Below are 26,492 nucleotides of genomic sequence, written 5' to 3'. Positions count from 1 at the left end.
ATCCAAACCACAAGGAAAGGAGGTGTTGCCTATAATTGTAGGTACTTTACGCTGTTAAAGCACAGCGTTTTTTTATTACCAAAAAACAAATTTAACAATAAAATTAAAAGGAGAATAAACACTATGGAATTTTTTAATCAAGCAGTAACCGTTTTACAGACACTTGTTATCGCACTTGGAGCAGGTCTTGGCATTTGGGGAGTTATCAATCTTCTTGAAGGCTACGGCAATGACAACCCTGGTGCAAAATCACAGGGCATGAAACAACTCATGGCAGGCGGTGGCGTAGCACTGATTGGCATGACTCTTGTGCCGCTTCTTAGCGGATTGTTCTAAGGGGTAGCTTATGGATTTTATCCTTGATGCTATAAACGAGTGGATAACCAATCTGCTCGTTGACGGCATTATGGGTAACTTAACAGGCTTGTTCGATAACATCAACTCGGAAGTAGCAAGAATTGCCGGAGATGTGGGAAAAACACCGTCACAATGGAATGGCGGTGTTTTTTCTATGATACAAAACTTATCGGACACCGTTATCATGCCCATTGCCGGAATAATTTTGACCTTTGTGATGTGCTACGAGCTGATACAAATGGTCATTGACAGAAACAATCTACACGACTTCCCACCCTCGGACATTTTCAAGTGGATGATGAAAACCTTTATTGCTGTGGTACTGGTCACAAATACATTCCCCGTAATGATGGGCATATTTGATGTGGCACAATCGGTTATTTCCGATGCGGCAGGGGTAATTCTCACCGATACCGCCGTGGGTGTTGACACACTGGAAACTCTGCGTGAAAGTCTGCTTGAAATGGATATAGGCTCGCTTTTGGGGCTGTATCTGCAAAGTTTTCTCATGGGGATAATCATGTGGGCATTAACCGTCTGTATCTTCATTATCGTGTACGGCAGAATGCTTGAAATCTACCTTATGACCTCTCTTGGAGCAATTCCTATTGCCACCATGCAGAGCAAGGAATGGAACATGGGGCAAAACTATATTAAGGCTCTGCTTGCTCTCGCATTTCAAGGTTTTTTGATTATGGTATGCGTTGGCATTTATGCGGTACTCATTCAGTCTATTGCAACGGACGGCGACCCCATCGGAGCCATTTGGACTTGCATGATGTACACGGTGCTGCTCTGCTTTGCCCTTTTTAAGACAGGAACATTGGCAAAGAGCATTTTCTCAGCCCACTAAATTAACAGATTTGCTCTATATGATTTTTATGTTAAATGATATAATATAACAAAAGAGGTGGAAAAATGGAGCAAAGAAAAAGACTTGGCGGTAATAGTGGAGCAGGATACTATACCTCATGGGAAAAATCTAAAGATAACGGCTGTATATATTGTGGTAGTGTTGCTACAACAAGAGAACATATACCATCTAAGGCATTTTTAATTGAGCCTTATCCAGAAAATTTGGCAACCATTCCTGCTTGTTTTGAGTGCAACAATGGGTATTCAGAGGACGAAAAATATCTCTCATGTTTTTTGGATGTATTGAGAAGCCAAGTATACGCCGATTACCATCAACAAGAGCAGACCATTGTTAGGCTTGAGAAAGATGAAAAATTGCATAAAACGCTTAAAGAGCAGATAGAAAAAAAGGATGTCAAAGTATATTACAACCCCGATGAAGAAAGAATGCTTCGTATACTATTCAAACTTGCAAGATGCCATGCAGGCTTTGAATTTGACCATATAAACTTTGATGATGTTAAAGCAAAAATATGGTATGAGTTTGCATTCAATATTTCAGATGAAGTGATGTTGGGTTTTAACGAAATCCCCGAAATGGATAAAGCTCCTGAAGTTGGGTCGAGAGGTGTGTTCGTGCCTTTCATAGCCCAAAATGTAAAAACTGGAGAGGTCATGGCTCTTGCCTTTTGGAATGTAGTGCAAGACGAACAATATCGTTATCAAGTATATCTCAACAGCGAGGGACAAATAACAGTAAAGTTAGTGATATTTGAGTTTCTATATTGTGAAGTAGTATTTGAATAAAAAATATGGCATAGCAACCGCAAAAGCGGTTGCTTTTTTGTTGCCAAGAAGGAGGATTTTATGGCTTATGTACCAATCCCCAAGGATTTAAGCAATGTAAAAATAAAGGTAATGCTTAACCTCACCAAACGGCAGCTCATTTGCTTTTCGGCGGCACTGGCGGTAGGCTTACCGCCTTTTTTCATTCTCAAGGACCATATCGGCATCAGCCCTGCGGTACTAGTGATGATGTTTCTCATGCTGCCGCTGTTTATGCTTGCCATGTACGAAAAGCACGGTCAGCCCCTTGAGGTCATACTCAAAAACTATGTGGCGGTGCGTTTTCTGAACCCCAAACAAAGACCTTACAGGACGGATAATTTTTATCCGTTATTGGAAAGGCAATATCAATTAGACAGGGAGGTAAATAACATTGTCAAAAATCGAAAAGAAGCCCATAAAGCTCACACGGGCAGAAAAACAAAACATCGCCGTAGCGGTGCAGAGGGCGAATAATAAGCCAAAAGGAGTAAAATCGGCACAGGACAGTATCCCTTACCGCCACATCTTCCCCGATGGCATTTGTCATGTAGGCGATAAGCTCTACACCAAAACCCTGCAATTTGGTGACATCAATTATCAGATTGCACAGAACGAGGACAAGACCGCCATCTTTGAAAGTTGGTGCGACTTCCTCAACTACTTTGACAGCACTATCAAATTTCAGCTCACATTCCTTAATACCACAGCCAACGCAAAGGACTATGAAAAAAGCATTTTCATCACTCCACAAGCAGATGATTTTGACAGTATCCGAACAGAATACACAGAAATGCTGCATAATCAGCTTTCAAGGGGTAACAACGGGCTTGTAAAAACAAAGTATCTCACTTTCGGCATCGAAGCAGATAATATCAAAATTGCAAAACCTCGTCTTGAACGCATTGAGAACGACCTTTGGAATGCCTTTAAACGGCTTGGGGTACAGCTTTCTTCTCTTGACGGTAAGGAGCGATTAAAGCTCATACACAATATTCTTAGAATGAATGGCAACGACCCTTTTGCTTTTGAATGGAAATGGCTTGCCCCCTCGGGGCTTAGTACAAAGGACTTTATTGCTCCGTCCTCTTTTGAGTTTAAGGAAAAAGGCACATTCAGAACAGGGGATAAATATGGTGCGGTGTCCTTTTTGCAGATACTCGCTCCCGAACTGAATGACCGTGTGCTGTCGGACTTTTTAGAAATGGAAAGCAACCTCATTGTGACCATGCACATTCAGTCGGTAGACCAGATGAAAGCTATCAAGACCATTAAGCGTAAGATTACCGATTTGGATAAGATGAAAATTGAGGAGCAAAAAAAGGCTGTCCGCAGCGGTTATGATATGGACATAATCCCCTCTGACCTTGCTACCTACGGCGGTGAAGCGAAAAAGCTCCTTGCTGACTTGCAGAGCCGCAACGAGCGAATGTTTTTAATGACATTCCTTGTGCTGAACACTGCTGACAGCAAAAAGGAGTTGGATAATATCCTGCTGCAAGCAAGCGGTATTGCCAACAAGCACAACTGCACCCTCATAAGGCTTGACTATCAGCAGGAACAGGGCTTTATGTCCTCTCTTCCTCTCGGCAAAAGCCTTGTACCCATCCAGCGGAGCTTAACCACCTCAAGCACTGCTATTTTTGTACCCTTTACCACGCAGGAGCTGTTCCAGTCGGGCGGTGAAGCCTTGTACTATGGGCTGAACGCTCTTTCAAGCAATCTTATTATGGTAGACCGCAAACAGCTTAAAAACCCCAACGGGCTAATCCTCGGTACGCCCGGCAGTGGCAAGAGCTTTGCCGCTAAGCGTGAAATCACCAATGTGTTTCTGATTACCACAGACGACATCATTGTGTGCGACCCCGAGGGAGAATATTTTTCCCTTGTGCAACGGCTCAAAGGACAGGTTATTAAAATATCGCCCACGAGTAGTCAGTACATCAACCCGATGGACATCAACCTCAATTATAGCGAGGACGATAGCCCCCTTGCCCTAAAGAGTGATTTTATCCTTTCCCTTTGTGAGCTAATTGTCGGTGGCAAGGAGGGCTTGACCCCCGTTGAAAAATCCATTATTGACCGTTGTGTTACCCTTGTTTATGCAGAGTACCTTGCAGACCCCAATCCTGTCAAAATGCCAATCTTAGGCGACCTTTACGATGCACTGGGCAGACAGGAGGAAAAGGAAGCAAAGCATATCCGTTCAGCTCTTGAAATCTATGTAACGGGTAGCCTTTCGGTTTTCAACCACAGGACAAATGTGGATATTACAAACCGCATTGTCTGCTATGACATTAAGGAGCTTGGCAAGCAGCTTAAAAAGCTCGGTATGCTTATCGTGCAAGACCAAGTTTGGAACAGAGTAACCATAAATCGTGCGGAGAAACGCTCCACCCGTTATTACATGGATGAGTTTCATTTGCTCTTAAAGGAGGAACAGACCGCCGCCTATTCGGTGGAGATTTGGAAACGCTTTCGTAAATGGGGCGGTATTCCCACAGCCATTACACAGAACATCAAAGACCTTTTATCCTCTCGTGAAATTGAGAATATCTTTGAAAACAGCGACTTTGTGTATATGCTCAACCAAGCCGCAGGCGACAGGGCTATCCTTGCAAAGCAGCTCAACATTTCCCCTCATCAGCTCTCTTATGTGACAGGCAGCGGTGTCGGTGAGGGCTTGCTCTTTTATGGCAATGTTATTCTGCCGTTTGTGGACAAATTCCCGACAAACACCGAGCTTTACAGCATTATGACTACCAAGTTAGATGAAACACTAAGAGCAAATTCATAAAGAGTGCTACATTTTGGAGAAAGGAGGTGGTATAATACAACATATAGAAGGGCGGTGGACTAATGATTGAACTTTTTAATAAAGGCGAAACTACGGCAACATTCAGAGCACATTCAGAGAAGATGATTGCTACAATCAAAGGCTTTTCTGACGAAAAAATCTTAACAGCAGATTTTGATGAATGGGCTGTATATTTTGTCGATGAATATAAGCTACAACCTATTACTTTATTTATGGACAATATCACACAAAACTTATCTGAAACTACTGTTAGAAAATATAATCATTTTAGCAGACATAGTGACTATGAACCCGAATATTATCAAATTGATGGTTATAAAATTACATTTTCAATTCCCTTTGATGGTGATAGTGAATTGCTTTATTTAAGACCATCTACCTTTTACATGTCACGCTTTCCTGTCGAAAGCATTGTTAAAAGCACCGAAGAAAAATATGGGGAAATTACGTTCACACTTGAATACACTAAACAAGAATTACAAGAAAAAGAAAACGCAAAAGAGTTTATTGCATCAAAAATTTCGCAAGAATTCAAAACGTATATTGATACAATAGAACATATAAATCAGGAGGTGGAAAGTTATAATAAAGGCTTAGAGGATTGCGTCCGCTCTGCATTGGAAAACAGGAAAAAGAAAGCAAACGATTTTGTCTTAATGGGTGAGAAATTAGATATTCCGCTCAAACTAAATCCAAATGCGCCCAATATTACACCGATTGCAATGAAAAAAGCAACTGTCAGAAAGCCGGAAATTCCTAAAGCAAAGCCGCCTGAAAAGCAATATCAAATTTCTTCACACGATTACGATAATATTAAACGAATTATTCATTTGTCCGGCACATCAATGGAAAAAACAGCTCGAACATTTGCCAAGTTTAGTGAAGAAGAATTGCGAGATGTTATATTATCAAACCTGAACACTCACTACCAAGGAATTGCATCTGCTGAAACATTTAGTAAAGTTGGGAAAACAGATATACATATACAGTTTGAAAACAAAGCTGCTTATATAGGTGAGTGTAAAATATGGCATGGCGAAAAGAACCTACTGGATGCTATTGAACAGTTGTTCAGCTATACCACTTGGAGAGATGCTAAAACTTCAATTATTATTTTCAATAAAGATAATAAGGATTTTTGCAAGTTGCTAAAAGTTATAGAGAACTCTTTGTCTACAAACGCGCTATGCAAGCACAAACTTTCTGTAGAAGCAAACGAATGGGTTTGTGAGTTTGTGAAAGATGAATTGAGTTCAACTTCTATTGCAGTGCAGCTTGTAGTATTTGACTTATTTGTTTAACTTATTTTCTAAAGCGTCGCTATGACAGCGGCGCTTTTCTTATGCCTAAAATCAAGAAAGGAGGTCTTATGAAAAGACAATCAAAGCTACAATTTACCGAAGAAGAACGAGCCGACCCCACTTTAGAAAAGCCCATAACAAAATCAGAAAAAGCGGCAGATAAACTGGAAAAAGCACAGTCCAAGATACCCAAAAAGAAAATTAAGACCAAAAAACGCACCTTTGATGCCGAAACAGGCAAAGCAAAGGTGCGTTTGCATTTTGAGGAAGTGGATAAACCAAAGCCGTCCTCTAAACTTACGCATGGCATTAAAAAAGCTCCGCAAAGAGCCGCCCTATCTTCTATTCACAAAAAAATTAGTGAAGATGAGCAAGACAATGTGGGGCTTGAAGCGGCACATAGTACGGAAAAGGCAGGAGAATTTACAGTTCACCGTATGCAAAGTGCCTACCACTCCCACAAGCTAAAGCCCTACCGCAACTTGGCAAAGGCAGAGAAAAAGAGCATACAAGCCGATGTAAATGTTCTTTATAAGAAAAGTTTGAGGGATAACCCACAGGCGGCAAGCAACCCTATTTCTCGATTTCAGCAAAAGAGGGCAATTAAAAAGCAGTACCTTGCCACCCATTACGGCAAGGGAGCAAAAGCCGCACAAACCACAGCCACCACCGCTAAATCAGCGGTTAAAAAAGGTGCGGATACGGTGTCAAAGTCGGCAGCTGCAATCGCCAAAAATCCAAAGGTGCTGCTTATTATCCTTGCCTTGTTCCTACTCATTGCGGTCATTGGTGGTGCGGTGTCCTCCTGCTCAGTAATGTTTCAAGGAGCAATATCAAATGTAGTGTCTACCTCTTACACATCTGAAAATGAGGAACTTATTGCCGCAAATGACGATTACACTGCACTGGAAACGGCACTACAAAATCAGATTAACAATATTGAAAGAGATTATTCGGGCTATGACGAATACCGATATGATTTAGCCCCTATCAACCACGACCCTCATCAGCTCGCTTCTTACCTTACCGCCTTGCAGCAATATTTCAAGGCAATCGAGGTGCAGGGCGAATTACAAAGAGTTTTTGAAAAGCAATACACGCTCACTCTTACCAAAACGGTAGAGGTACACTACCGCACCGAAACAAGGATGGACACATGGACAGATGAGGACGGAAACACTCATACAGACACTTACACTGTGGAAGTGCCGTATAACTACTACATCTTAAATGTGAAGCTCACCAACAAGTCCATAAATACAGTGGCAAACAGCCTGCTTACCACCGAACAGCTAAAAATGTACAATGTCTATCTGCAAACCAAGGGCAACAAACCTCTGCTCTTTGGCGGTGGCTCAATAGACGGCAGCCCCTCCACCGATTTAAGCGGTGTTGAATTTGTAAACGGCGAAAGATCGGGCAACCAAAATACCGTGGATATTGCACTTTCACAGGTGGGCAATGTGGGCGGTCAGCCTTATTGGTCATGGTATGGCTTTAACAGCCGTGTGGAATGGTGTGCCTGCTATGTGTCGTGGGTGCTTAATCAAGCAGGATACAGTGAGCCTAAGTTTGCCGCCTGCCAAAGCCAAGGTGTGCCGTACTTCTCCTCTAATGGACGATGGGCAAACCGTGGATACAGCGACATTGCCCCCGGTGATGTTATCTTCTTTGATTGGGAGGACGATGGCAGCTCCGACCATGTGGGCATTGTTATCGGCACAGATGGCAGCCGTGTCTACACCGTAGAGGGTAACTCCGGCGATGTCTGTAAAGTCAGAGATTATGACCTAAACAGCAGCGTGATTATGGGCTATGGACTAATGAATTAAGGAGGAAACTATTTGAACGCAAAACTGAAAAAAGTATTGTCCGATATGAAGAAAATCGAGGATAAAATGGAGCTTTTGCAAGGAAAATGGAATGAGCTGAACAAGCAAAAGACCGAGTTTGAAAACCTTGAAATTATCGGGCTTATCCGAGGTGCAAAAATCAGCACAGAAAACTTAACCGATGTGATTACGGCATACCGCAGCAAAAGCGGTGTGCCTTTTTCATCTGAAAAACAGGAGGAAATGAAAAATGAAGAAAACTAAAATCCGTATTTTTGCCGTTATGATTATGACGGTGCTTTGCTTTACCGCTTTTTCTGCCACAGCCTTTGCCAGTGGCGGTTGCGAAGATACCACAGCTCCCAAACCCGAGCAGACCGAAACACCGTCCGTTCCCCTTACCCCCGAGGGCAATTTAACCCTTGTGGACGATTTGGAACGAACAGACGAGATTGATAAGCAATTTATTACCGCCGTATCCAAAAACGGCAACTACTTCTACCTTGTCATTGACCGTGCAAGCAAGGAGGACAATGTTTATCTGCTGAATATGGTAGATGAAGCCGACCTGCTTGCCCTTATGGAGGACGGCACCGTTGAGCCAAAAGTTTGCTCTTGCACGGACAAATGCGAAGTGGGTGCGGTAAATGCCGATTGCCCTGTATGCAGCACCGATAAAACAAAATGTACAGGAAAAGCACCCGAAGTAACAGAACCTACTGACGAGCCACAGCCCGAAAAAGAGAAATCAAGCCCTATGGGTATTTTGGCACTTCTACTTGTATTTGGCTTGGTAGGCGGCGGTGCTTTCTATTATTTTAAGGTAGTAAAGAACAAGGCGAAGCCACAGAGCAATCCTAATGTAAACGAATATGATTACAGTGATGATGACGATGATGAGGAATACGAGCCTGTCACTGAGGAACAGGAGGACTTTGCAGAGGAAAGCGAGGACGATGTGTAATGACCTATTTTACTGATAGCGTATATGAAAAAATGATGATGCAAAAGCCGCAGTATTCCTCTGCTCCTGCCAAGGGCAGACCGCCCAAAAAGGAGCAGAAAATCCGCAAGCTCATTATCGTACATGAAAAAGTTGAAACCACAAAGCAGGATAAGGAGGGATAAGAATATGCAGTTAGTTATTGCCGAAAAACCAAGCGTTGCACAGAGTATCGCCAAAATATTAGGTGCAACAAGCCGCAAGGACGGCTACACCGAGGGCGGCGGTTATATCGTCAGTTGGTGTGTTGGGCATTTGGTAGAGCTTGCCGCCGCTGACAGCTACGATGAAAAATATGCAAAGTGGAAGTATGAGGATTTGCCCATACTTCCCGACCATTGGAAATACAATGTTTCAAGCAGTACCAAAAAGCAGTTTGATGTGCTGAAAAAGCTGTTAAATGACAGCCAAGTGGACACCGTTATCTGTGCCACCGATGCAGGGCGAGAGGGCGAACTCATCTTCCGTCTTGTCTATGAGAAAGCAAACTGTAAGAAGCCTATTAAAAGACTTTGGATTTCCTCCCTTGAGGATACCGCCATTCAAAAAGGTTTTGAAAACCTAAAGGACAGCAAGGGATATGACAACCTTTATCAAGCGGCACTGTGCAGGGCAAAAGCCGACTGGATTGTGGGCATCAATGCCACCCGTCTTTTCTCTGTTCTTTATGGGCAGACACTTAATGTCGGGCGAGTGATGTCGCCCACCCTTGCCATGATTTGTGAGCATGATGCCGCCATCTCCATTTTTAAGCCCGAGCCGTTTTATACCGTACATCTTGCCTGTAATGGATTTTCCCTTATAGGTGAAAAGCTGAAAAACAAAGTACAGGCTACGACAATTTTACAGGCTTGTGACGGTCAGAGCGTTACCATAGAGAGTGTGGAGCAAAAGGAAAAGACAGAAAAACCGCCCAAGCTCTATGACCTTACCACCTTACAGCGTGAAGCAAATAAGCTGTTAGGCTTTACCGCCGAGCAGACCCTATCTTATGCACAGAGCCTTTATGAAAAGAAATATATCACCTATCCCCGAACAGACAGCCGATTTTTAACCGAGGATATGGAAAATAGTCTTTCCGTCTTAGCCAACGCTACGGCGGAATTTTTTATGCCTAAAGAGAAACTGTCTGTAAACACAGCACAGGTCATTGACAGCTCCAAAGTCAGCGACCACCATGCCATTATCCCCACTATGAATATCAAGGGGCTTGATGTACAGAACTTACCTGCCGGAGAGCGTGAAACGCTGCTGCTCCTTGCCATTCGTCTTTTAGTTGCCATAGGCGATGCCCACCGATACAGTGAAACAGTTATCACAGCAAAATGCGGTGGGGCTGTTTTTACTACCAAGGGCAAGACCGTCACCCAAGAGGGCTTTAAGGCGGTGCAGCGACTTTACAAAGGCGAGCAGGAAAAAGAAGAAAAAGACCAAGCCCTGCCGAGTATCGCCCAGGGCGATGTCTTGACCGCAAAGGCTGAAATTAAGGAGGGCAAAACCTCACCGCCCAAGCCCTTTACAGACGACACCCTGCTTTCTTCTATGGAAAATGCCAACAAAGCCGAGGTTGATACCGAGCGTAAAGGCATTGGCACTCCGGCAACAAGAGCAGGCATTTTGGAAAAGCTGATTAAGTCAGGACTTGCAGAAAGAAAAGGCGATAAAAAGGTGAAATATTTCACTGCCACCCACAAAGGCACAGCCCTCATTACCGTACTGCCGGAACAGGTGCAATCCCCATTGATGACCGCCGAATGGGAAGAAAAGTTGAAACTTGTGGAGCGTGGAGAGCTGACCTCCAATGCTTTTTTATCCGAGATTGTGGATATGATCTCTGCCCTTGTAAAGACCTATGAAATGATTAAGGGAGCTGATACCCTGTTCCCATCACACCGTGAGAGCATTGGCAAATGCCCTCGCTGCGGCGGTACTGTTACCGAGAACAAAAAGGGCTTTTGTTGTTCCGACAGGGCTTGCGGCTTTGCCATTTGGAAAGAAAACTGCTTTTTTACAGCAAAGAAAAAGACCGTAACAAAAACGATTGTTACGGAGCTTTTGAAAAGCGGGAAAGTATCCCTCACTGGCTGCTATTCCGAAAAGACAGGCAAGACATACGATTGTGTTGCTGTTCTTGATGATACAGGTGGGCAGTTTGTGAATTTTAAAATGGAGTTTGGCAAAAAATAGAAATTTTGTTAGTTTGTGAATGGACTTTTGGCGGATTTGTATGGTAAAATATAATTAAATTTTACATAGTCACTACGTTTGATAAGGAGATTTAATTATGAAAGAGGAATTTAGAAGCAAATGCAAATACTTAGAAGAACGCTATAAAGAAATTCACAGACTGCTTAGCCAACTACACCAGAATATCATTGTCCAAGATTTATCCAAAGAACTTAATACGCCGCTTACCATTGGACGGCATTCCAACATTGATTTTGATAAGATAAAAGAAATTATTATTGATGAAGGCGGACTAACCTTAATCAACAAACAAACAGATAGTTATTATTCTTATGTGGTATATACAAAAAAAGAATTTCATACAATCGGTTTAGGATTTATGTACAAAGGAAAGGTTGTCGCCCCGCACATGGATTTTTGTGTGGAGGATTTAATTCGTAAATATAATAATGATGAGCTACTTGAGATTGAAGCATTGATGGAAGAAGCATTAACCCACATGAATGATGATATTGCATTCTTAACAAGCAACACAGATGTAAATGTTTACGCACATTATTATGGCGAGTATAATAAAGGCTTTGATAGTAATAGTAGGTTTGAAACGATTTCGGACGTTATTAACAATTTTAAATCCCTATCAGATAAATAAATCACAACAGATTATAAAGCATCTGCCATCTTGGTAGGTGCTTTTTTCGTGCCCAAAAATAGAAAGGAGTACCATCTATGGCAGAAAAGCAAAATCACAAAGAACGGTTAAAAGAAATAACCGACAGCATTGAAACTGGTATTAAGGAGCTTTTTGAGAGCGACAAATACAAAAGCTATCTTCAGACAATGAGCCGCTTTCATAAATACTCACTGAACAACACCCTGCTCATCTCCATGCAAAAGCCCGATGCTACCCTTGTGGCAGGCTTTAACAAATGGCGAGATGGCTTTTCACGCTTTGTCAAAAAGGGCGAAAAAGGCATTAAAATCATTGCACCCACTCCGTACAAAATTAAGGAGGAACTGGAAAAACTCGACCCACAGACAAAAGCCCCTATTCTTGATGCAAACGGTAAGGTGCAGACCGAGGAGGTAGAAGTACAGATACCAATGTTTCGTGTGGTATCTGTGTTTGATGTGTCCCAAACCGAGGGTGAGCCACTTCCCACTCTCGCAAGCAATCTGACAGGAAATGTGGAACAGTTTGAGGTCTTCATGGAAGCCATTAAACGCACCTCTCCTGTTCCCATTGAGATTATACCATTGCCCAAGGATACGGACGGTTACTATCACACAGAGAAAAAGCGAATTGCAATCCGTGAGGGTATGAGCGAGGTGCAGACCGTTTCTGCTGCTATTCACGAAGTGGCACATTCTCTCTTGCATAACCGAGAAGTGGAAAAAGAGCTGCAAACACAGCAAGGTGAAAATGCAAAACCTAATAAGCCCAAAAACCGCAACACGGAGGAAGTTGAAGCGGAAAGTATTTCCTTTGCTGTTTGTAGCTATTACGGCATACAGACCGCCGAGAACAGCTTGGGATATATTGCTTCTTGGAGCAAGGGCAAGGAGCTTGCCGAGATTCGTGCTTCACTGGAAACCATCAACAAAACCTCATCGGAGCTGATAACCGGCATTGATACTCATTTTGCCGAGATTGTTAAAGAGCGTGGCATTGATTTGACCGCCGAAACCTCTGTGCCTGAGCAAGCCCCCGACCCCAACAAGGGGCAAATTACAGAGGACGGCTATAACATTGAGGTAGATGGACATATAGGCACTTGGTATGTCATTGATACCGAGGTGGTGAACAGCACGAAATACTTTCTCCTTGAACATGAGGAACACGGTGACGGTGCTGCCTGTGTCATTGTGGACGGTGACGGCAAACTGGTGCTTGACGATGTTTGGAATGGCTTTGATGACCTCAAGGAGCATTTTGAAAGCAGAGCTGCCGAGGAACAGCGGATTGATGAGCCTATCCAACATGATTATCCCATGCCCGACCCAACAGTGAGCATTGATGACCGTAATGCCTATGGCTATACCGCCGATGAACTGCTGCCACTTTCAAAGGAACGAGCCGCCGAGCTATGGGAGCAGGATTTAACGGTGTATCTGCTATATGAGGACAACACCGAAGCAATGGCTTTTGACCGTGAAGATATTGATAATCACGATGGCTTGTTCAGTATTGAAAAAACAGACTGGCTTGCCTTGCAGGAGCGTGAGGGAAATAGTAAATCTTTCCCCGATATGTCAGAACAGCTCTTTTTGGAACGCACCGATAACGCCTTCGCCATTTATCAGCTAAAGGACGGTGCAGAGCTTAGAGATTATCGCTTCGAGGGACTGGACTGGATAAATAGCAAAAGGCTGACCGTAGAACATGACAATTACAACTTCGTCTATTCCGAGCCGTTTACCAACTATGCCACCCAAAGGGACAGACTGGAGGAAATATGGGAGCGTTTTAACAATGACCACCCTGCTGACTTCAAAGGGCACTCCTTGTCTGTCAGCGACATCGTTGCCATTAAGCAAAGCGGTGTTGTAACATACCATTACTGCGATAGCTTTGATTTTGTGGAGCTGCCGCAATTTTTAGAGCCGACACCCCTTGTGCCGGACAGCTTTGTAACAGGCGAAAGAATTGATACCCCGCGGGGCAGTTTTTCTCTCACCACCATGACAAAGGAGCAAATGGAACAGGCAGGCTATGGCTACCACCATTCATCGGATAACGGAGCGTACCTCATTATGGGCAACGGCACTCGTGCCTTTGCTATCCGAAACGAGGATACCCCCCTCCGTACCGCCGAGCTATCCACCGAGCAGAACTACAATCAGATTGATGATATCATCAACAATCAGCCCACTGTGGCACAGCTCGAGGAAGAAGCCAAAAGTGGCACACCTATCTCCCTTATGGATTTGCTTGATGCCACACGCAGAGAGGAAAAACAATCGGTTATGGAACAGCTTGTAGCGAAGCCACCGCAGACACAAGAAAAATCAAAAAAAGCACCCTCAAAAGGTACGGAAATGGAGTTATGATTATGAGCAGATTTACAGTAGAGGAAAGTAATTTGATGTGCATTTATAACACAGGCTCGAGGGCAGATTTGCTTTTTGAGCTTTCGGAAATGCAAAGCCACCTTTCAGACGAAGAAACCGAGCTACTTGTCCTCACCAAGACAGTTATAGGTAAGCTGTCGGCTATGAGTGACGAGGAATTTGATAGCCTTTCGGGTGAGCTTATTCCCGATTTTGAGGAACAGGAGGACTAACAATGCCAACAAAAGCACAAGTCTTTGCACAGCTTGCAGAGCATACCGCCGAAAGACTGACAAGTAGCCTTGCTAACTGGACAGGCTTTCTTGCCACTGTGGGGCGGCTATACAAATACCCCTACCATGAACAGCTTATGATTCATGCACAAAGACCCGATGCAACGGCTTGTGCCGAATATGAGCTGTGGAACGATAAAATGAACAGATTTGTTCGCCGTGGATCTACGGGCATTGCATTGCTCGATGCCACAGGCGAAAGACCAAGATTAAAATATGTGTTTGATGTTTCTGATACGGGCGGCCGAGATAACTCTCGCCGCCCTTTCCTTTGGGAAATGAAAGAACACCATACCGAGCCACTTTTAGAAATGCTTGCAGATAAGTTTGATGTAAATGCGGATAATCTGCTTGACGGCTTTTACAACATTGCAAAGGAATTAGCGGCAGAGTATTATGATAACAATAAAGAGGATTTATCCTATTTGGCAGTAGATAGCTTTTTAGAGGACTATGACGAAGATAACCTAAAGGTAGCCTTTGAAAATGCCGCCACCGTCAGCATAGCCTACACCCTTATGAAGCGATGCGGACTGGATACCGAGAGCTATTTTGAGCATGAGGATTTTCTACCCGTCTTTGATTTTAACACCTCTGCTGCTGTCAGCCTTTTGGGTACGGCGGTCAGCGAACAAAGCGAACAGGTTTTTAGACAAATCGCCATTACCATTACAAAAACAGACCGTGAAAGGAGCAATGAACATGAACAACATCACTTATCAGAAGAACGGGGACTATCAGATATCGAGCATCAGTCTATCGGAGCAACCGACACAACCCCTCGGCAAGTACGGCAGAATGAGGAAAACATACTTACAGGAACACCGCAAAGCTCTGTTCAATCATCTGTTACTGAGCGAGAAGCTGCAAGCTCACCTACTGGAGATAGACAAGACAGCGAGCCGCAGACTGGAGCAGATAATGGCAGACCTCACGAAAACACAGACACCGCCCGACAAGATGAGCAATCAGATGGCATGGGTGGGACACATGAACAACCTCAAAGCCCAAGCGGAGGAACTGATTTTGACGGAACTGGTTTACAGCTAACCTTATTCCCCACCGAGCAGGAGCAAATACAGAATATGGCGGACAGGCAAGAGCGTATAAAAACGCAAGGTCAGTCCGCTTTTTCTATGCCCGAAAGCGGGCAACTATCCCTTGAGACTAAAAACGAGAATTTACTCGCAAACTGGCTTGTAGACTTTTTCAACAGCTTAGATACCAAGTATAAAGGCACATTTTATGCAGAAAAGCCCGAGCTAAGAGTATGGGAGCATATCTCAAGCAAGAAGAAAAACCTATCCATTTACATCGGAAGTCCGGCGGCATCATTCAGCGGTAACGATGCTTTTACCTATTTCAACCGTGAAGATAAAACCGATGAAATAACCATTAACGAAGCGATATATAGCAACAGGTTTCTATCGGAACTTAGCAAGGATAAAGATTTTTCCATTACTTTAGCTCCCGACACGATATACATTTACTTTCACAATTTTGAGAGTAAACAGCTTGACTTTAACCTTGCCGATACCTTTCAAAACACAGCTCCCGAGCCTGTTCCGCATTTATCACAGGTGACACCTCTTTATCAAGGCTATCTTGATATAAAGGCAGAGTACCCCGATGACATTGTGATGTATCCGTTGAGCAGCTTTTATGAAGTCCTTGGAGATGATGCAGAGTTTGTAGCAAATACCCTCGACTTGCGTTCAAACTACCGCAGAATAGGCTTTGACGATGAGCGTGTGCCGATGTGCGGTTTTCCCGACCATGTGCTTGAGCAGTACACCCAAAAGCTGTTGGACAACGGAAGAAATATAGTGCTTGTTTCTATGGATGACGGCGAACGCAAGCCTTATTTTATACGCTCCACCGCAAGTGAGCCGATAAAAGAGGTTGAGGCAGAGCCACAGCCACAAGTACCACTTACCGACACCGTGAAAGCCGATACACACGAAATTGTGGCGGAAATTACCCAATCTGATCTTGAAACCACCTTGCTCCACTGGAACGGCAACGAGGACAGTAAATCAAGGGTGATTGCATATATGCAAGACCACAGCCGTGAGCGTGGTACAGCCGACTGGCTGAAGAACGAATACGGTGGTAATCTCCCTGCTTTTACCGTTACCAAAGGCGACTTATCCCTTGAGCTGTCTTGGGCAAAGGTACAACGGCATATCGGTCAGCTTGTGGCAAAGGGTGCGTTTACCTCTCTTGGTGAGCCGGAGCAGCCTGCCGTAGAAGCTGTACCAAGCAATGCGGTGGAAATTACCTTAGATATGTACGATACCCAAAACCCCGATGTTTTTAAGATTAAGGAAAACAGCTATTTAGTAACGGTTGAGGTCAATGCCACCAATGAAATATGGGAGCGTTTTGCCCTCAATGGGCTTGTTCTCAAAGAGTACAGCGAACAGCGTATTGTATTTGAAACGGACGGCAAGGATTGGAACAGATTTTTTATTCCCGACACTTACGGCAATAAATGGAACAACATTAATGCCCTTGATGTGCTTACCCCCAATGAAGTCAAAACCATGTGGGAGGTTGTGCAAAAGGTACTCCCTTCCGAAGAAAAACAAGCGAAAATTACCCCTATTCCTTACAGTAAAGGCGATACGGTCTATCTTGAAAACGGTACGCCTTTTTTCATTGAGGAAATCACCGACCATCAAGTGACCCTGCGTGACCCCTCTTTATTCTATCCTGTGCTGAGAGCTGAGAGCCGTGACAGCTTTTTGCAGCTTTTGGAGCGTTACCCTCAAACTAAGGCGGCGCAGGAGCAAGCCGAGGACTTTCGCATTACCGATACCCATTTAGGTAAGGGCAACAAACGAGAGAAGTTTCAGCGAAACATCGCCGCTATCACTACCTTGCAGACCCTTGAGCGTGAAAATCGCTTTGCCACAAAAAAAGAACAGGAAACCCTGTCCCAATATGTCGGTTGGGGCGGCTTGCCCGATGTCTTTGATGAAACCAAAGATAACTGGCACGGTGAATATTTACAGCTAAAAGACCTCTTAACCGAGGACGAGTACGAAATGGCAAGGGCAAGCACCCTTAATGCCCATTACACCTCTCCCACCGTCATTAAAGCAATTTATGATGCCGTAGAGCAAGTAGGCTTTACCACTGGCAACATCTTAGAGCCTGCCTGCGGCACAGGCAACTTTTTCGGTATGCTCCCCGGGAGTATGCAAGGCTCTAACCTCTATGGTGTAGAGCTTGACAGCATTACAGGCAGGATTGCAAAACAGCTCTACCCAAGTGCAAATATCGCCATTACAGGTTTTGAGAAAACAGACCTACCCGACAGCTTTTTTGACCTTGCTATCGGCAATGTTCCCTTTGGAAACTACAAGCTCAGTGAAAAACGCTACGATAATCAAAACTTTCTCATTCACGACCACTTTTTCGCAAAGGCTTTGGATAAAGTCCGCCCCGGCGGTATTGTTGTCTTCGTCACCTCCAAGGGAACGATGGACAAGAAAAATCCCGAGGTCAGACGATACCTTGCACAGAGAGCTGAACTACTTGGAGCTATCCGCTTGCCAAACAACGCATTTAGTCAAAATGCCGGCACGGAAGTTACCAGTGATATTATCTTTCTGCAAAAGCGTGACAGACCCATTGATGTGGATAGGGATTGGATACACCTTGGACTTGATGAAAATGACATCTCCCTAAACAGCTATTTTGCAGGCCACCCCGAAATGATACTGGGTAATATGGAAATGGTCAGCGGTCAGTTTGGTATGGAAAGTGCCTGCGTTCCCATAGAGGGTGCAGAGCTATCTGAACAGCTCAAATCGGCTGTACAAAACATTGAGGGCGAAATCAGCGTAGCGGATCTGCCCGATATAGAAATCTCCGAGCAAGTGTCTATCCCTGCCGACCCCAATGTGAAAAATCACACCTACACCCTTGTGGACGGTGAGGTTTACTTCCGTGAAAACTCCCGCATGGTAAAGCCTGCTCTAAATCAGACTGCAAAAGAGCGTGTCACAGGACTTGTGGAGCTGCGTGAGTGTGTAAACGACCTTATCTATTATCAGCTTGAAGATTTTAGCGATGAGGTAATTAAGGCAGAGCAACAAAAGCTCAATCAGCTCTACGATAAGTTTACCGCAAAATATGGGCTAATTAACAGCCGCGGCAATGCCCTTGCCTTTAGCGAGGATAACTCCTACTACCTCCTATGCTCCCTTGAAGATGTGGACGAGGACGGCAAACTGAAAGCTAAGGCGGATATGTTCACCAAACGAACGATTAAAAAAGCCGCAAATATCACAAGCGTGGACACTCCCTCTGAAGCTCTTGCCGTATCCATTTCCGAAAAAGCAAAAGTGGATTTGTGTTTTATGGCAGAGCTGACAGGGCTATCGGAAGAAGAAATTGCGGCACAGCTTAAAGGGGTTATTTTCCGTGTACCCGAACTATACCACACCGATGCACCGCCCCACTATGTCACAGCAGACGAATACCTTTCGGGCAATGTCCGTGAAAAGCTCCGCACCGCCGAGCTTGCCGCCCACACTTCTGCGGAATACACAGTCAATGTAGAAGCACTAAAACAGGCGCAGCCCAAGGATTTAGATGCAAGCGAAATTGAGGTGCGTATCGGCAGCACATGGATTGACAAAGAGTATATGCAGGAATTTATGTATGAGCTCTTTGACACCCCTTACCGCAATCAAGGCAGTATCAAGGTCAATTACTCCAATTTCACTGCGGAATGGAGCGTAACTGCCAAAAACTCCATAAGCTATGATGATGTTGCCGCCTATGCCACCTACGGCACAGACAGAGCCAACGCATACAAAATCTTTGAAGATACCCTTAATCTCCGTGATGTACGTATCTATGATACAAAGACCGAGCCGGACGGCAAGGAAATCCGTGTACTCAATGTAGATGCCACACAGCTTGCACAGCAAAAACAGCAGCTTATCAAGGACGCATTTAAGGACTGGATTTTTAGAGATGCCGACAGACGGCAGACCCTTGTTAAGCTATACAACGAGCGTTTTAATTCCGTAAGACCCCGAGAGTATGACGGCAGCCATATCAATTTTGTGGGTATGAACCCACAAATCAAGCTCCGTGAACATCAAATCAATGCCATTGCCCATATTCTTTATGGCAACAACACTCTGCTTGCACACGAAGTAGGTGCAGGCAAAACCTTTGAAATGATTGCAGGAGCAATGGAAAGCAAACGGCTTGGGCTATGCCAAAAGCCACTTTTTGCCGTACCTAACCATTTAACCGAGCAATGGGCAAGCGAGTTTCTAAGGCTTTATCCTGCCGCCAATATCTTGGTGGCCACGAAGAAAGACTTTGAAACAAAAAACCGCAAGAAGTTTTGTGCGAGAATTGCCACAGGGGAATATGATGCCGTGATTATCGGACACAGCCAGTTTGAGCGTATCCCTGTTTCCTTGGAACGGCAGGAACGCTTGCTCCGTAAGCAGATTGATGAAATTGAGCAAGGCATACGGGAAGTAAAGTCAAGCGGCGGTGAGGGATTTACCGTCAAGCAGTTTGAACGCACCAAAAAGGGACTGATTGAACGACTGAAAAAACTGGAAGCAAGGGAACGCAAGGACAGCGTTGTTACCTTTGAACAGTTAGGTGTAGACAGGCTTTATGTAGACGAAGCCCACAGCTACAAAAATCTTTTCACATTCACGAAAATGCGAAATGTAGCAGGGCTATCCACCTCCGATGCCCAAAAATCAAGTGATATGTTCCTAAAGAGCCGTTACATGGACGAGTTGACAGGTGGCAGAGGTACGGTATTCGCCACAGGCACCCCAGTGAGCAATTCAATGGTGGAGCTATACACCATGCAGCGATATTTGCAGTATGACACCCTTAGAGAAAAAGGTTTAATCCATTTTGATGCTTGGGCGAGTACCTTTGGGGAAACGGTGACCCAAAATGAGCTTGCCCCCGAGGGCAAGGGCTACCGCCCACGCACAAGGTTTTCAAAGTTTTTCAATCTGCCCGAGCTTATGTCGATGTTCAAGGAAGTTGCCGACATCAAGACCTCTGACGAGCTGAACTTGCCAACTCCCGAGGTTATCTATGAAACGGTGGTTGCAAAGCCCACCGAGATACAGCAGGAACTGGTGCAGGAGCTTTCAGAACGAGCCGCAAGAATACACAATGACCGCATAGACCCCTCTATCGACAATATGCTGAAAGTGACCTCAGACGGGCGAAAATTGGGGCTTGACCAACGAGTGATAAATTCTATGCTGCCCGATGACCCCGAAAGCAAGGTAAACACCTGTGTAAACAATATTCTGCGGATATGGGAGGACGGCAAGGACGAAAAGCTGACACAGCTCTTGTTCTGCGACCTGTCCACCCCAAAAGGCAGACCTAAACTTGAACGTGTAGCAAAGGCAAGCGGCAGCACGATTAACGGTGTAGAGCTACACGCTCTTGAAGATGCTCTCCCCGATGATGTAACAACGCCCGAAGCACAGTTTAGGTTTAGCGTATATGAGGACATACGGGATAAGCTCATCGCAAAGGGTGTGCCTGCAAGCGAAGTAGCTTTTATTCACGAAGCCAATACCGATAATCGCAAAAAGGAACTGTTTGCAAATGTGCGTAACGGCGATGTGCGTGTTCTTCTCGGCAGTACCGCCAAATGCGGTGCCGGCATGAATGTGCAAGACCGCCTTGTGGCTTTGCACGATTTAGATTGCCCGTGGCGACCGGGGGATTTGACCCAACGCTCCGGCAGAATTGTCCGCCAAGGTAATGAAAACGAACAGGTAAAAATCTTCCGCTATGTCACCGAGGACACCTTTGATGCGTATCTTTGGCAGACGGTGGAAAACAAGCAGAAGTTTATCAGTCAGATTATGACCTCAAAATCCCCTGTCCGTTCCTGTGAGGATATAGACGAAGCTGCACTCTCCTATGCAGAAATTAAGGCTCTGTGTGCAGGCAACCCCTTGATTAAGGAAAAAATGGACTTGGATATTGAAGTCGCAAGGCTGAAGCTGTTAAAAGCCAATTACCAAAGCACAAAATACCGCTTGGAAGATAATCTGCTGAAGCATTTCCCCGAAAGCATTGAACGTCATAAGGGCTACATCAAAGGCTTTGAACAGGACATTGTGACACTGGCAGAGCATACTCCCAAAGAGCCACAGGGCGGTGAGCTACCTAAAGATGATTTTGAGATTACCATTAAGGGCGATACCCTCACTGACAAGGACAATGCAGGGGCGGCAATCCTCGAAGCCTGCAAGGAAGTGAAAAATAGCGACCCTGTGGAAATCGGCAGTTACAAAAGATTTACCATGTATTTGAGCTATGCTGCCTTTGGCAACGAGCATACCCTCACCCTCAAAAGAGCAATGAGCCACACGGCGAAATTGGGGCTTGATGCAAGGGGAAATCTCACCCGTATCGACAATGCCCTAAACGGTATGCAGGGACGGTTACAGGCGGTACAAAAGGAACTGGAAAACCTCTATAATCAGCAGGCAGCGGCAAAGGTGGAGGTGCAAAAGCCATTTGCGCAGGAACAGGAGCTAAAGGACAAAACCGCACGGCTTGTTGTTCTCGACAGAGAGCTTAATATGAGTGCCATGCGTTTTGCCCCCTCAAAGGATAATGAGGTGGTAGCCAAACGGGAGCGACCCTCTATCTTGGACAGCTTAAAGCAGCCACCGCAAAAAGGTACTACACACCCCAAAAAATCCAAGTCAGAAAGAGAGGAACGCTAATGGCGAACAGACAGAGGAATATCCGTATTCAGCTTAGAGTAACCGAGCAGGAAAAAGAGCTGATAGACCAAAAAATGCAGGAGCTTGGCACAAAAAACACTGAAGCCTACCTCCGCAAAATGGCGATTGACGGGCTTATTATTCATCTTGATACCGCCGATGTGAGAGAGCTTGTAAGGGTGCTGAGAGTAACGAGTAACAGTCTTAATCAGCTCACCAAACGGGCACATGAAACAGGTAGTATTTACGAAGAGGACATTGAGGATTTGCGAAAAAGCTATGACAGGCTTTGGGAAGCTGCGGAGGAAATTATGTTAAGGCTTGCGGCAATTTGAAATCTTTGAATCATTTTGCTACAAAGACTTGACAGAACGGTAAAAACAGCGTACCATATATCTATGAAGCAAATCGCTTTATAGATATATGGAGGAGGTAGAGAAAATGAATAAAATTACAGCAGATTTTTTCAAAAACAGTTCAATACCTAACAATTCTGATACAAACGAGATAATGGACTTCTTGTGTCAACCGGAATCAGTTAATCAGATGATTGCTATGTCAAAAGTGGGACTTCCAGCGCTGACTGGTGTAGTAAAAGAGTTGGAGGACAAATTTGCAGACTGCAAATTATTTCCTCTTAACCACAATGCGGAAGATTGTAATGCACCAAATAGACGTAATATCGGGTGGATGGTGCGCTTTGTCATGAAAGCTTATGGATATACTCCTATTGCTAAAGGTTTTCCAGATGCTAATGACAGCTTAGAGCGGACACGAATTGGTAAATTCTCAGGTTCCAAATATTTTGGAACTGCTGCTGTTTATGCGAAAACAATTTCAAATCCACAATATAAACTTGTAGTCACGAGCGTATAGAATTAAAGACATAGTATATAATTACGAAGGGGCGATAGCATTTGTGTGCTATTGCCCCTTAATTGCCGCACAGCAGGAGTGCCGCCATAAAGCAAGGGCAGCGAAAATCCGTTTATCTTGACCTTTGCTTTATGGTAAGGCTTTTGCTTTTTGTTTATAAAGGAAGTGTAGTAGTTTTATGTGATGTGCGATATAATTAAGCTGTCAGGGTTAGGAGGTAAAAGGATGAACTTAGAATATATGATGAAAAACTATAAAACAGAGGATTTACTCAATGCAATTTTGTTAATGTCCGCAGATAAAGATGAAGCATTATCGGATTGTCGCATTCCTGCCAGTGAGTGGTTGGCAGCAAATGTAATTAGACAGAATAGTACAGAAGCCACCCCCTTTTTATCAAATGATTATGAAGAATTAAAGCAGACCGCAACTATGGTGTTTGCTCCTGCTATTGATAACATATTCAAGATAGTTTTTGAAAATATGAATGCGAGTGATGACAAGAAACAAGATGTTTTGAAGTCAACCTTAATGAAGTTAAAGAATATGTCGTTCCGTGGAGATGCCTATCAATTTCAGTTAATGGAAGCTGCGGAGAGATTTTATAAGCCATTTGATGAAGATTTGAAAAACACATATGGGTTTTCATTTTCAACGTGTCAAAAAGTAGTCATGTTTACATATCAATTTTACATGAGTATTTTACTTGTAGCAGATAGTTCTACTAATAAAATAGCTTTAATTCAGTCGCATGGATTTAAAGTACCTAAGGAAATGCTTTATAAAAAGTTTGATAAAGCTGAAATTGACAGCTTATTTTGCTACCTTTCAATTAAACCGGGGGATGCCGATTTAAAAGCTGTTTCGACAGATGATTTTAATCCATTATATGCGAAACCTTTTGTTGACTTTGGAAACTATATTTATATGCCAATACCTGTTTCAACAATCTCCAATTTCCCTAAAATATTTCATTATACTTTCATTACGGAGAAAAAATTTGCTCAAGATGTAGTAGCTCGATATACGAAAAACAGAGGTGATGTAGTCGAGCAATTAGCAAAAGAGTATTTTTTACGTCTTTTTGATACTGTACATCTATCCTTAAAATATCCACCAAACACCAAAACATTTGAAGCTGATATTACAGCCCAAAGTAATAATGCTACTGTTTTTGCGGAAGCAAAAGGCAAACTATTAACACTTCCTGCTCTTAGAGGAAACTTAGATGCAATTAAAGATGATGTCTATAAGGCTATTGGAAAAGCATATGAACAATCGGTAAGAACTATTGAGCACTTAAATGGTGACGGTACATTTGTGGACGAAAATGACAATGAAGTGAGTATAAATAGCACTACATGGAATTTCCCATGTAGCATTATGATGGACAATTTTACATCAATTCCATCAGAAATCTATAACTATTTGCAGTTGTCAGAAAATCAGCTAATACCGTATGCAGTGAATATTTACGATTTGGATATAGTAACAAGAGAATGCCACTCTTCCGAGGAATTTGTTCAGTATATGATATTCCGACAGATGAACATTGAAAAGCTAAGTGCAATGGACGAGTTGGATTTTTTCGGATATTTCAAAGAACATGGAGTAAACAAAATAACTCTTGATGCGGACGAAGTTTGGGCGATGTCATACACAGACAAGTTTGATGAAAAATACTATGCCTTAACAATGAAATGGTTAGCAGACTTTCAAATATAGTTTTATTCAGATGAGCACACCAAAAAAACGGTGTGCTTTTTTTCTTGCCCAAAAGGAGGTGTTATTATCGCTACCACACGCTTAATTGCCATGCACCAAAACAAAGGAAAATCCATTGCCGATTGCCTTGCCGACCGCACCGATTATGCCAAAAACCCTGACAAAACAAACGAGGGCGAATACATCAGCTCCTATGCGTGCGACCCTAAAACCGTGCAAGGTGAGTTTATGCTCTCTAAGCGGCAATATGATGATATTACAGGCAGAAAACAAGCAAGCAATGTCATTGCCTATCAGATACGGCAAGCCTTTAAGCCGGGGGAAATAACACCCGAGCTTGCAAACAAAATCGGATATGAATTGGGCATGAGCTTCACCAAAGGCAACCACGCTTTTATCGTTGCCACGCACATAGACAAAGCCCATATTCATAATCACATTATCTTTAATTCCACCTCTCTTGACTGTACAAAAAAGTTTCGAGATTTTAAGAGAAGCGGTAAGGCTCTCGCTCAAATATCTGACCGCCTTTGCCTTGAAAACGGACTTTCCATTATCAAAAACCCCAAACGCTCTAAGGGGCATTACGGCAAATGGCTTGGCGATGAAAAGCCCCTCTCGCACTCCGATAAATTAAGACAGACCATAGATGATGTGCTTGCCCAAAAGCCTAAAACCTTTGATGAGTTTTTACAGCTCATGCAAGGTGCGGGCTATGAAACAAAAAGCGGTAAGCATTACGCATTTAAAGGTGCAGAGCAGAAAAAATTTATTCGCCTGCGTTCTCTTGACGAGGGATATTCGGAAGATGAAATTAAGGCGATTATTGACGGTAAAGCTCTTCAAAGAGAAGTCAAAAAAACCTCTGCCAAACAACCGAAACGGCAGGAAAAATCCGTTAATCTCCTTGTGAATATACAGGCAAAATTACAGCAAGGCAAGGGCAAAGGCTACGAGCAGTGGGCAAAGATTTTCAATTTAAAGCAGATGGCACAGACCGTCAATTTCTTGCAAGAACATAAGCTCCTTGCCTACTCCGATTTAGAGGAAAAGGCAAAGAAATGTACTGCTACCTTTGACGAGCTGAACACGCAAATTAAGACCGCTGAAAAGCGTATGGCAGAAATACAGGTGCTGAAAAAACACATCTTCAACTATGCGAAAACCCGAGATATTTACAGCGATTACCGCAAGGCAGGCTACTCCAAAAAGTTTTATGAGGAACACCGTGCAGAGCTGACCTTGCATAAGGCGGCAAAGGCGGCTTTTGAGGAACTTAGTGTGAAAAAGCTTCCCACAGTTAAGACCCTGCAAGCCGAATATGCAGACTTGCTTTCGGAGAAGAAAAAAGTATACGGACAGTATCATACGGCGAAAAAAGAAATGCAGGATATTCTGACTGCAAAGGCGAATATCGACCGACTTTTGGGACTGGAACAGGAGCAAAAGGAAAAAGAAAAATCACAGGAACAGCGGTAAGCTGCACTGTGATTTCATCAGCTCCCAAAGGGAGCGTAGCACGATGATTTATCATCGTTTTAGTGGGGATTGGGGATACTCCCCAGCAAGCAAAAGCATAAGGTGGTCACCCTTATGCCCTGCTTGC

19 protein-coding genes and 2 pseudogenes are annotated in these 26,492 nt (G+C 43.8%); all 21 read left to right on the top strand.

From position 1 onward, the window contains the following. Positions 1-123: 123 nt before the first annotated feature. The 21 genes and pseudogenes from A8806_RS22510 (at position 124) to A8806_RS22420 (ending at position 26,365) form a co-directional block, all read left to right on the top strand. Positions 124-336, top strand: coding sequence for a Maff2 family mobile element protein (locus A8806_RS22510; protein WP_035293577.1), 213 nt, complete (start codon positions 124-126; stop codon positions 334-336). A 10-nt stretch (positions 337-346) separates the two neighbouring features. Then, entirely contained in the window at positions 347-1,210 is an 864-nt protein-coding gene (locus A8806_RS22505) for a VirB6/TrbL-like conjugal transfer protein, CD1112 family (protein ID WP_109733412.1), read from the top strand. 65 nt (positions 1,211-1,275) lie between these two features. Next, complete coding sequence (locus A8806_RS22500) at positions 1,276-2,019, top strand: hypothetical protein (RefSeq protein ID WP_109733411.1); 744 nt, start codon at positions 1,276-1,278, stop codon at positions 2,017-2,019. Positions 2,020-2,079: 60 nt separating this feature from the next. Beyond that, on the top strand, positions 2,080-2,514 hold the full coding sequence (locus tag A8806_RS22495; protein WP_109733410.1) for a PrgI family protein: 435 nt from the start codon (positions 2,080-2,082) through the stop codon (positions 2,512-2,514). Further along, positions 2,432-4,834: a VirB4-like conjugal transfer ATPase, CD1110 family gene (locus tag A8806_RS22490; protein ID WP_109733409.1), complete on the top strand. Its 2,403-nt coding sequence runs from the start codon at positions 2,432-2,434 to the stop codon at positions 4,832-4,834. The genes A8806_RS22495 and A8806_RS22490 overlap by 83 nt, the downstream gene beginning before the upstream one ends. A gap of 62 nt (positions 4,835-4,896) precedes the next feature. Next, positions 4,897-6,156: a hypothetical protein gene (locus A8806_RS22485; protein ID WP_109733408.1), complete on the top strand. Its 1,260-nt coding sequence runs from the start codon at positions 4,897-4,899 to the stop codon at positions 6,154-6,156. Between the two features lie 68 nt (positions 6,157-6,224). Next, positions 6,225-7,988, top strand: a complete 1,764-nt coding sequence (locus A8806_RS22480) for a CHAP domain-containing protein (protein ID WP_109733407.1) — start codon at positions 6,225-6,227, stop codon at positions 7,986-7,988. Between the two features lie 12 nt (positions 7,989-8,000). Further along, entirely contained in the window at positions 8,001-8,252 is a 252-nt protein-coding gene (locus A8806_RS22475) for a DUF4315 family protein (RefSeq protein ID WP_109733406.1), read from the top strand. Then, entirely contained in the window at positions 8,239-8,952 is a 714-nt protein-coding gene (locus tag A8806_RS22470; RefSeq protein WP_109733405.1) for a DUF4366 domain-containing protein, read from the top strand. The genes A8806_RS22475 and A8806_RS22470 overlap by 14 nt, the downstream gene beginning before the upstream one ends. After that, positions 8,952-9,116 (top strand): hypothetical protein, encoded by a 165-nt coding sequence (locus tag A8806_RS26320; protein ID WP_181368834.1) that lies wholly within the window; start codon positions 8,952-8,954, stop codon positions 9,114-9,116. The genes A8806_RS22470 and A8806_RS26320 overlap by 1 nt, the downstream gene beginning before the upstream one ends. 4 nt (positions 9,117-9,120) lie before the next feature. After that, complete coding sequence (locus A8806_RS22465) at positions 9,121-11,178, top strand: DNA topoisomerase 3 (RefSeq protein WP_109733404.1); 2,058 nt, start codon at positions 9,121-9,123, stop codon at positions 11,176-11,178. Between the two features lie 97 nt (positions 11,179-11,275). Then, on the top strand, positions 11,276-11,830 hold the full coding sequence (locus A8806_RS22460) for a hypothetical protein (RefSeq protein WP_109733403.1): 555 nt from the start codon (positions 11,276-11,278) through the stop codon (positions 11,828-11,830). Between the two features lie 77 nt (positions 11,831-11,907). Further along, positions 11,908-12,888: pseudogene (locus A8806_RS27210) on the top strand (ArdC-like ssDNA-binding domain-containing protein); the annotation flags it as partial. Then, entirely contained in the window at positions 12,871-14,229 is a 1,359-nt protein-coding gene (locus A8806_RS27205) for a YodL domain-containing protein (RefSeq protein ID WP_465220394.1), read from the top strand. The pseudogene A8806_RS27210 and the gene A8806_RS27205, both read left to right, overlap by 18 nt. Before the next feature lie 2 nt (positions 14,230-14,231). Beyond that, positions 14,232-14,462 (top strand): transposon-transfer assisting family protein, encoded by a 231-nt coding sequence (locus A8806_RS22450; protein WP_109733401.1) that lies wholly within the window; start codon positions 14,232-14,234, stop codon positions 14,460-14,462. Between the two features lie 618 nt (positions 14,463-15,080). Then, on the top strand, positions 15,081-15,572 hold the full coding sequence (locus A8806_RS22445) for a TnpV protein (RefSeq protein WP_465220393.1): 492 nt from the start codon (positions 15,081-15,083) through the stop codon (positions 15,570-15,572). Between the two features lie 545 nt (positions 15,573-16,117). Then, a pseudogene (locus A8806_RS22440) lies at positions 16,118-22,285 on the top strand (MutS N-terminal domain-containing protein); the annotation flags it as partial. Next, positions 22,285-22,620, top strand: a complete 336-nt coding sequence (locus A8806_RS22435) for a plasmid mobilization protein (protein ID WP_109733399.1) — start codon at positions 22,285-22,287, stop codon at positions 22,618-22,620. The pseudogene A8806_RS22440 and the gene A8806_RS22435, both read left to right, overlap by 1 nt. Positions 22,621-22,726: 106 nt before the next feature. After that, the gene (locus tag A8806_RS22430) at positions 22,727-23,161 is read left to right on the top strand and encodes a hypothetical protein (RefSeq protein ID WP_109733398.1); all 435 of its coding nucleotides are present in this window, start codon (positions 22,727-22,729) and stop codon (positions 23,159-23,161) included. Between the two features lie 225 nt (positions 23,162-23,386). Then, on the top strand, positions 23,387-24,886 hold the full coding sequence (locus A8806_RS22425) for a hypothetical protein (RefSeq protein WP_109733397.1): 1,500 nt from the start codon (positions 23,387-23,389) through the stop codon (positions 24,884-24,886). 66 nt (positions 24,887-24,952) lie between these two features. After that, positions 24,953-26,365, top strand: a complete 1,413-nt coding sequence (locus A8806_RS22420) for a relaxase/mobilization nuclease domain-containing protein (protein ID WP_109733456.1) — start codon at positions 24,953-24,955, stop codon at positions 26,363-26,365. The last annotated feature ends 127 nt before the right edge of the window (positions 26,366-26,492 follow it).

This window comes from Faecalicatena orotica (assembly GCF_003149245.1).
Taxonomy (GTDB): Bacteria; Bacillota; Clostridia; order Lachnospirales; family Lachnospiraceae; genus Faecalicatena_A; species Faecalicatena_A orotica.
This window is presented reverse-complemented; position numbering and strand designations above follow the sequence as displayed.